The organism is Desulforamulus profundi, assembly GCF_002607855.1.
In genome coordinates, this window is sequence record NZ_AWQQ01000008.1 from 1 (window position 1) to 8,551 (window position 8,551).

The 8,551-nt window shown below is 39.3% G+C and carries 6 protein-coding genes and 2 pseudogenes; 1 reads left to right on the top strand and 7 read right to left on the bottom strand.

Going from position 1 to position 8,551, the window contains the following annotated elements; genetic code table 11:
* Window positions 1–233, top strand: a pseudogene (locus P378_RS01245) (DUF4372 domain-containing protein); the annotation flags it as partial.
* 45 nt (window positions 234–278) lie between these two features.
* On the opposite strand, the gene P378_RS01250 reads toward P378_RS01245, so the two are convergent.
* The 7 genes and pseudogenes from P378_RS01250 to P378_RS01275 form a co-directional block, all read right to left on the bottom strand.
* Window positions 279–785: a tyrosine-type recombinase/integrase gene (locus P378_RS01250; protein WP_238472718.1), complete on the bottom strand. Its 507-nt coding sequence runs from the start codon at window positions 783–785 to the stop codon at window positions 279–281.
* The gene (locus P378_RS20475) at window positions 782–985 is read right to left on the bottom strand and encodes a hypothetical protein (RefSeq protein WP_238472719.1); all 204 of its coding nucleotides are present in this window, start codon (window positions 983–985) and stop codon (window positions 782–784) included. Before P378_RS20475 ends, P378_RS01250 begins: the two co-directional genes overlap by 4 nt.
* Window positions 982–3,941 (bottom strand): annotated as a pseudogene (locus tag P378_RS01255) (Tn3 family transposase). The gene P378_RS20475 and the pseudogene P378_RS01255 overlap by 4 nt, the downstream one beginning before the upstream one ends.
* A gap of 543 nt (window positions 3,942–4,484) precedes the next feature.
* Window positions 4,485–5,240, bottom strand: coding sequence for an IS21-like element helper ATPase IstB (istB, locus tag P378_RS01260; RefSeq protein WP_099082000.1), 756 nt, complete (start codon window positions 5,238–5,240; stop codon window positions 4,485–4,487).
* Window positions 5,237–6,784, bottom strand: a complete 1,548-nt coding sequence (istA, locus tag P378_RS01265) for an IS21 family transposase (protein WP_143338382.1) — start codon at window positions 6,782–6,784, stop codon at window positions 5,237–5,239. Before istA ends, istB begins: the two co-directional genes overlap by 4 nt.
* Window positions 6,785–6,941: 157 nt before the next feature.
* Window positions 6,942–7,319 (bottom strand): DUF5412 family protein, encoded by a 378-nt coding sequence (locus P378_RS01270; protein ID WP_099082002.1) that lies wholly within the window; start codon window positions 7,317–7,319, stop codon window positions 6,942–6,944.
* 95 nt (window positions 7,320–7,414) lie between these two features.
* Window positions 7,415–8,050 (bottom strand): polymorphic toxin type 44 domain-containing protein, encoded by a 636-nt coding sequence (locus tag P378_RS01275; RefSeq protein WP_099082003.1) that lies wholly within the window; start codon window positions 8,048–8,050, stop codon window positions 7,415–7,417.
* Window positions 8,051–8,551 lie beyond the last annotated feature (501 nt).

The window sequence follows — 8,551 nt, forward strand, 5'->3', positions numbered from 1 at the left end:
ATAACGAAAAATTTTTAAGCAATGTCAAAGAATCGGAAGTAGATGCTTACGCGAAAAAGCTAACCGTTGTTAAACTAATCCAATTGGTTGCGTATGCTCAGTTAGAGCAACTTGAAGGTCTGCGCCATATCAGTAACAGTTTGAACGATGATAATTTCAGTGCGGCAGTAGGTATAAATTCAATCAGTGCGTCACAGTTGTCCCGTAAGTTAAGAGATTTATCGCCTGAATTAGGGGTAGTACCAGCGAAGCTGACACCACCCGCAAAGTAGATGTTATTAAATGGGAAATTTGTTTATAACCTCGTTATATTCTTGTTGAGCATCGGTAATAGCCAGCCTTGAATATACCTCCAGTGATTTTCTACTTTCGTGGCCAGAATATGGTTGAATCAGAGCATCGTCAATCCCTTGCTTTTTCAGCCAGGTCAAAAGAAAGTGACGTAGTTTATGTGGCGACAGGCTTTGTGCCAGTCCTGCCTCTTCTGAATATTTAGCCAGGATTTTTCGGATTCCTCGGTCTGTGTACTTTTTCTTCCATGAGGATTCAAATAAATAAACAGCCTGCTTTTTGGCCATTGAATCAGCATGCATAGCTAACATTTCCTTGAAAGATTGAGGGAACGGGACAATACGATCCTTGTTCCCTTTACCATTATTTATACGTATCTGGCAGTAGTTAAAGTCAATGTCTATAAGTTTAATATTTATTAACTCACTGACCCTTGCACCAGTATATAGAAGTATCTTAATTATCATCATATCTTGGAAGTTCTTGGACTTCAAACCACATCATAATATCGCTTCAATTCTTCTTCGGTGGGCACATAAGGTAATTTTTTAGGTGCTTTTGGTATTTCTACCTCCAGTTCTGCTCGCAAGTGTTGAAATAGACTTTTTAGATAGGCATAGTCCGGTCGTTCACCCCGGAGATATTTTGCCAACTCTTTTGCTTTTCTTTTAGCTGAAGTTCTTTTCTCGGTCATGCAATATCACCTACTTCCAGTGGAAGACGTTCACTCATGTTAAGCTTGAATGTTCCATAGGGGTTAATATGGGTGTATACGAGAGGTGTTAGAGCGCGGAAGTCTTCGTGGGTCATCAAGTTAAACCATTTTGGGTCGGACAAGATGTTTTGAAGCATGAGCGTATTAATATACACTAAACAATTCTGTAACAGGTGTAGAGATAAAACAGCTAATTCCTGGTCTTCTAACCGATTTGTCGATATCTCTCCACCCTTACCATAGAAGATAAAGCTGTTTGCGCTATTCCAGTTTTCTACGACGTTAAGCCTTCGTGGATCTCTTGGCGAAGTTTTTCGGAATTCAGATAATCACAAAGGAAAATCGTTTTAACAGCTTTTCCAAGTTCTCCTAAAGCTTGATAGGTTGGATGCTTAAGATTATTTCGTGTGAAGCGTTTCAGTATAGCTTCGGTTTCTGCAGTACCCAGGCGCAAAGCTGTGGCGTACTTTATCATTTGATCATACTGCTGCCGTATCAAGTCCCAGTTTATTGGCCTTCTTAATACCGACTGTAAGTTAGGATAGTCCTCAGTCATGCCCGTTTCTGGTCGATAAAGCTTTTGTGAGTGAATACCTTTTAACCTGGGCATTAACTGATACCCAAGTAGATGGCAAAAGGCAAAGGCTACTTCGCTTTGCCCGTGAGAATCGACGTAATTTTTCTCTACCTCCATATCGGTACAATGCCTTAGCAAGCCCTCGATCATGGCAGCAACCTCTGACGAAGAACACGATTTAAGTTGTGAATAGATACAAGTCGAATTTTTCTCTACGTGCCAGTAAATCATCACGCCACGGCCCCGGTAACGGATATGCCATTCGGTCATGAGATTTTGGTCCCAGGCACCAAATTTTTTAGAATCTGAAGCACAAGAAGTTGTACCATCACCCCAAATTTCTTGCATTCGGACTCTAAAGATAGCGTTTACTACTTCCGCTATAGCATTTCTTAGGTTATCCCGATGAATGAACTTACGCCGTACATAAAGCAAGTCTTTGTATGATTCTTCATGTTTACCAGAGCTAATTCGCTTTAACCCAGTGTTCGTCCCAAGACCATATAAGGATAAAATCAAGCGTCTTTGTAATGTCTCCCGGTCTAATACCTCTCGGACTGCCGATGTTTTAAACCTTTCAGTAAAGGATATCCGGAGGTCGGTTTCCTTTAGGACATCCAATAAGCTTGTCATTGGCCAGCGCCGCAGCAATTCGGCTTTAATTCGCGTTAAATTTGCCGGTTCTGCTTGTGGTTCCAAAGGCGATACGGTTATCCAGCCGTTCCCTTTGTCAGTAATACGGACTTTCGGATTTTTAGGAAGCCCAACATTAAGGCATTCCAACCCTTCAATCATTGCCTGTTTTAATGAGTTTATGAAGGATTCTGCGTCCATTGGTTGATTAAGAGCTTTATAATTTTCTTCACGGCGTATATCGAAATCTGCGGGAAGATCTTCGTCCGGATTCCGGTACCGATTGGCACCTTTTACCCATACTTCTTTACAACGAAGGCGATCCCTTAATGCCTGAAGTGCACTGATTTCATAATTGATGCGGTTTATACGTTCCTGGCCTTTATCATCTTTCTCAATGATAAGCTCCTTATTTACAGAACGAATAACACCATGAACCGGAATATCCTCTGTCAAAGGGAAATAATGTACACTGGTATCAGCGTACTTCTTAATTAGTTCCAGTGCTTTAATGACAGGCCGGTGGACTTCGTTATTTGACCGGAATTGAAGAATGCCTAATATTTCAGGAATCATACGACGATAGTGCCTTCCATAGGATGAACGAATTATTGTGTGTACTTTCTCTCTATAGGCTGGCCCGGTATTCTTGAATTCCTTTACTAAGTCTTTTAATATTTGTTCGTTGACTACTGGATAGAGAACGTCTTTAATAATACCGTCCGGGTGTGCCAGTGCTGTCTGTGCTAGGTTAAACAGAATTCCTTGTTTATTACTGACCCTACGAAGGTCGTTAAGGATTTCCTTTTCAACCCTACGCTCTGCCCGGACTCCTATGCGGTGGATGATTTGGATAAGTAACTCTATGAGATTATCAGTGATTTCTAGACTTCGAAGATAAAAGAAAGCAGATAATAACGTATAACGTATTGGTTCTGGATGACGGCGTAACTCGCGGATATCCTCAGTCGCCACACGCTGTTTATACTTTTTCAGAACTTTATGGGGGACATCTCGATAGAGGTTATCAGGGAGATCAAGATTATTAATCGTTTTAAGCTTGTTAATCTCCTTAAAGACACTCTCTAATCCTGGCCTTCCTGGATCTGCCTTTAACTCATGAAAAGAAAGTTGGCCGTTATCCTCACCGGTTGGTTCATCTTCTTCCTCCCCCAAGAAGGCAATACTATCAATAAGAGCATCAAACTTAGCTAAAGATGCTTTGGGAAGCTTTTCATAGGTGGTATTAAAGAATTGATCCTCAAATTTAGAGATGGACGAGCGTACCAGTCTGTCGATACGGTCCGGAGTTGGAGGAACAATTTTTAGTTCCCGGAATCGGCTGTAAACCGTATCTTTGATATGTTCAAATTCATGGTCGTGATATAAGACATTCTTACATAACCAATCGGTTATGTCTTGACCGTCCTGTATTCTGTCCTCTCTAAAACCGAAATACTCCCGGATCTGCGTCCGGTGATATGTAATCGAACGTCCTGTCGAATACAGCTCTTGGGATGAATCAATTTGTTTAGCAATATAATTTATAACCACTTTTGGAACTTCATATTTGTGAGTAGGGAACCTGGCTTCAAATTGAAAAAACTTAAACAATACAGCAAATCCAATCCGAGTTTCACCAGACTTATTTCCTATCTGTTGCATTTCATGAGGCAGGAAGGTGAAATGTTCTATTAGTTCATCCAATTCCCAATTTCTCTTCATTATATCGCCCCCAAAGTAAAGTTCCTAAAATGACGAGAATAGGAACTTCTTGTGAGATTAAGTATATCTAATTAATGAATACTAGACAATAATTACCTTATAAATCGCTAAGTACCGATTACATAATTAAACCAGGAACTTTGCTTCCTTATCTCCCGGTAAGTTTCCATAATTCATTGAAATACAGTGAAACACAGAAAATTGCAGAGGAAAAGGCTATTCCATAGAATGGATTTATAAAAGAACATGAGAAAAGTTAATATGGTTGTTCTCTTTTAACGTCATAAAGTTGCCGCCCAGGACATTAAATAACATCCCAGGCGTTTGTAACAACTTAATATTTTTTCAAACATAAGGTTTCTCACCTTTGATATTCCCTTGTAAGCGGTCAATACTTTTGGCCAAAAAACGGCCATTAATTTTGGACGATTTTTTCCAGTCACATAATATTTTCTGGACTGTGGATATCATCCACAGTCTTTTTCGTGATTTGCTAAAGTTGTTGATAACTCCAGCACAACGAGAACTGATAAATGCTCATTGTTAATCTGTCTGATTTAAAATAGTGTTCCTGTGGTGCAGGCGATAACTGTCACCAGTCATATTAAACAGCTCACTGTTGTGGACAAGCCTGTCCAGTATTGCCGCTGTAATAACTGGATCGCCAAAGAACTCAGGCCATTCATCAAATCCTTTGTTAGATGTAACGATTACAGATGTATTCATGTAAAGATTCGAAACCAATTGGAAGAATAGGTTTGCTTCTTGCCGGGTAATTGGCAGAAACCCGACTTCATCCACAATAACTAGGTCAGCATCTATGATGTGTTTAAGCCTTCGCTTACTCCTTGTCGACATCGCCTCAGTTTTTAGCGTCTTTATCAGTTCATCCATCGAGATGAAACTAACATGGTAGCCTAGTTCAACTGCCTGTACACCTAAACTTATTGACAGAAAGGTTTTACCTATTCCCGGAGGCCCCAGAAAGAATAGATTAAATGCCTTTTCTACCCAGTGCATATCCATTAATTGTTGTATTTGTCGGCGAGTTACGGATGTTTGAAACCCAAAGTCAAATTCATCAATGGTCTTGATGTAGGGGAAGGCAGCTTGTTTTAATCTTTTGGCTCGGGAGTTGGTATTTCTGGCTGCCACCTCTTTTTCTAGTACCTGATGCAGAAATTCTAAGCAGGATGTATCTTCTTTAATTGCGGTTGTCAACAGGTCATCCAGATGTTCTTTAGCGCTTTTGAGGCGTAGTTCACCCAGCAAGGCTTTAACCTCTTGGGTTTTATTCACAGTTTCTCACCTCCCAGGAGGCCAGAGTAAACCGTGATGCTCCGTTGTTGTGCCTTCACCTGAAGGTATTTTGGCCAAGACTCTGGATTATCCAATATAGAAATATCTACTGGTGCCTCTTGGTGATTCAAAAAGTAATCAGCCGCGCTGCGGCAGTCCACAGCACTGTAAAGGTTCTGCTCAAGGCAATAGGCAATAGCCTGATCTACAATAGACTGCGGATAATCTCTGGCCACTTGCGTTATTAGTCCAAACTGATCACGTACATATCGGCTCTTTTCCTTGCGGATAGTTTTGAGGAATTCGACCGCTTTTTCGGTACCACCAAGGACTTCTAATGTCTTTTCATAGAGTTCGTTAATTTTTTGGCTATTGTCTCGGCGGTGGTTGTTGTTTTGTTCCAAAGATCGTCTTTTGAGACTGATTTTGTGCTTGGCCACAACCTGGTTACTGTTTAGATGGTAGAGGATGATACTGTCATCTTGAACCTTTAATTCTAATTCCAAGCCAGGTTTATACGTCCCCAATGGTACTGAGTATCGGTTACTCTTATAGAGGATGGTGTTGTCTTTTCTTACTGACCTTGTTAAAATGTCCTTAGGAATACTATTTGTAAAGGGTACTGGCTTTAGGTGTTGCTTTTCCAGGAGAAACACTTCGGCCGGTATCTTTTTTGTTGTACCATGTATTTTACTATTTGCTGTCCGTTCCAACCAATCTTCACAACTTTGGTTCCATATTTTTAGGTCTATAAACAGTCGGTTGTTTGCAAAGTTTCGCTTCAGGTATTTTACTACTGCCTCTACCCGGCCCTTACTCTCTGGATCCGCTTTTCTACAAAGTCGTACAGCAAAGCCCATTGCTTGCTTAAACTTCTCAAATTCATAGGTATAAATAATATCACCATAGTTTTCACTAACCGCAACTAGCTTGTCCTGATCAAATACCAGTTCTTTGGGAATACCGCCGATATAATCAAAACAGCGACCTAGCATCTGAATAAAGGTTGCCACGGTCAGGGGTGTATCCGCCCATTCTGCGTATTTGTAACGCGAGTGTGATAACACCGCACCCATGCCGTATATTTTAATAAATCCCCCTGTAGATTTCCTTACCGTAGTTTCGCCAAAGTCAACCTGCATCTGGTAACCAATCGGTGGGTCAGCCACTGCTTGGTATTGCCGGTTAGCCTCTTTTTTCTGGATATTGTGTTTCTTACGTAAATTGGATACATATCGCCGGACGGTACGCTCTTTGCAGTTGATTTTGTAGTGCTCCTTGAGCCAGTCCATAACCTGTGCACTGCTCATGTCCGGAAACTGCCGCAACCACCCGAGAATAACATCACAGTACTGATCCAGTTTTCTTGATCGTGATCTACTTTGTTGTAGCTGTTCAGAGTACCCTTCAGCATCCACATCCCAGTATTTACGGACTGTTTTTATGTTTATACTCAGTTGTCTAGCTACCTGGGACTTTTTTAAGCCCATTTCCTTAAGTTGATAAACGTCACTATACATTTTCCACCTCACCAAAATATTCACATCTCCTTTCGTTATCTGAACTAAATATATCAGTTAACGAAGGAGAATGTATTGTGAACTGGAAAATAGTGTCCATTTTTAATGGCCGAAATCTGTCCCTTTTATTTTACCGCTTACATCCCTCCGGTGTGTCATGTTTTTACCCTTTTATTTTATACTATTGTGTCTTTGTTTTATCTCTACGCCAATCATATGTGTCTTTTTTAATATCTATCTTATGTCCGTTGATAATGATATCGGTATCATTTATCCAAGTGAATTCAACTGTATTAATCCTATAGTCCCAATAGATGTTTCTCTTCTTACCACTTTTATTGTTTTGTAACTCCACTCGAACAGCATTTGATGAAAGTGATCCTCCATCTACTAGATATGCATTAACGGTGTACTCTCCATTTGGAGATAATGATTGTTTTATTAGTGTGCCTTCAGGCAGATAGGAAAGTGAGAATAAGAAATAGTGTATTCCGAAGTATGCAAGAAGCAAAAATAAAGATATTGCAGCTATTATTTTGTAATAAGGTTTTTTTCGCATATTTATACCCCTATACCATTTTATGATAGGTTTTTAAAATTATTCAATAGGTACTGTAACAGCCACTAGAAGCTACTAGTGGCTGTAATAAATAATTATTCTTTGTTTTTTTGCTTTTCTTTAATCTTTTTAACATCTTCTATAACTTGTTGTTTAATTTTTTCCTTCTCTTCATCAGATAATGTTGCAATTAGGCTTTCCGCACTCATGCTAATACTCCGCAAGGTATTGTTATCCCAAAGACTGATACCGTAGGTGATTTGAGTCTGGTCTCTAGGATCATCAAAATAAGAATTGTACCAACCAATGTATGATGTGCCAGAGTATATTTGATAAGCTCCGGCTGCAGTTTTAAGTATGGTGCTACTAAAACCAGCTGCTCTTCCTACATAACCATAGTGCATATTACCAAGGTCTTCTCCTGATTTAATATTTCCTTTGAAATAGTACAAAGAAGATGTTCCATAGGTACGTTTGTAGTCCCAAGCTCCCCCAGACTTTACTTTACTGGCAAAATACTCACCAGTAGCTAGTGGGTAAGTTCCTTGTCCTTTTTCGACCTGAGCATAATAAGCGATATTTGCGGCGTTACTAATCATTTTTTGACTGAAGCTAGAAGTAATGTCCGGATAATCAACTTGCGGGGTTACAATACCTGCAAATGCGTTCATGCAATAAGACAGTAACATTATGCTGGAAATAATAATTGCCATTAAAGATTTTCTTTTCATCAATGCTTCCTTCCTCTCTTTTTTAACTTTTTCTTAGTTTGTAAGTGCATATCTTTTTAGCATTCACCCCCCTTTTATCTATAGATAAAATAAAGGAGGAGTTGGTTTTATAAACTTATCGCCTTATTGTGACATTATTTGCACCCATATTAATAAGAGGAATCAAATCGTAATGTGTAGAAATATTACACAAAATTTCCAAAACCTCTTAGGGGGCTACTATGTCTATATTTAAAAAGCTTTTTCACTAGCGTTGCATAAATAAATTTCCAAAATGTCAATATCTAAAATTCTAGAAAAAACCAATAAATCATTGTTTTTCCAGCAATATCCTGTAAAAATGATTAAAATCTCCTTATAATTGAGGTATAACAGGTAGTCCTGTCCATAATCTCAAAAATAAGGAGACATCGCATGGACAAGGATACCAATAAATCCACATATAATCAACTGTTTCAAGCAATTTATAACGAAAAATTTTTAAGCAATGTCAAAGAATCG

Bases quoted from the DNA above. Each gene is read 5' to 3' on its own strand.
- P378_RS20475 (WP_238472719.1), bottom strand. From the start codon at position 985: ATGACCGAGAAAAGAACTTCAGCTAAAAGAAAAGCAAAAGAGTTGGCA.
- P378_RS01270 (WP_099082002.1), bottom strand. From the start codon at position 7,319: ATGCGAAAAAAACCTTATTACAAAATAATAGCTGCAATATCTTTATTT.
- P378_RS01275 (WP_099082003.1), bottom strand. From the start codon at position 8,050: ATGAAAAGAAAATCTTTAATGGCAATTATTATTTCCAGCATAATGTTA.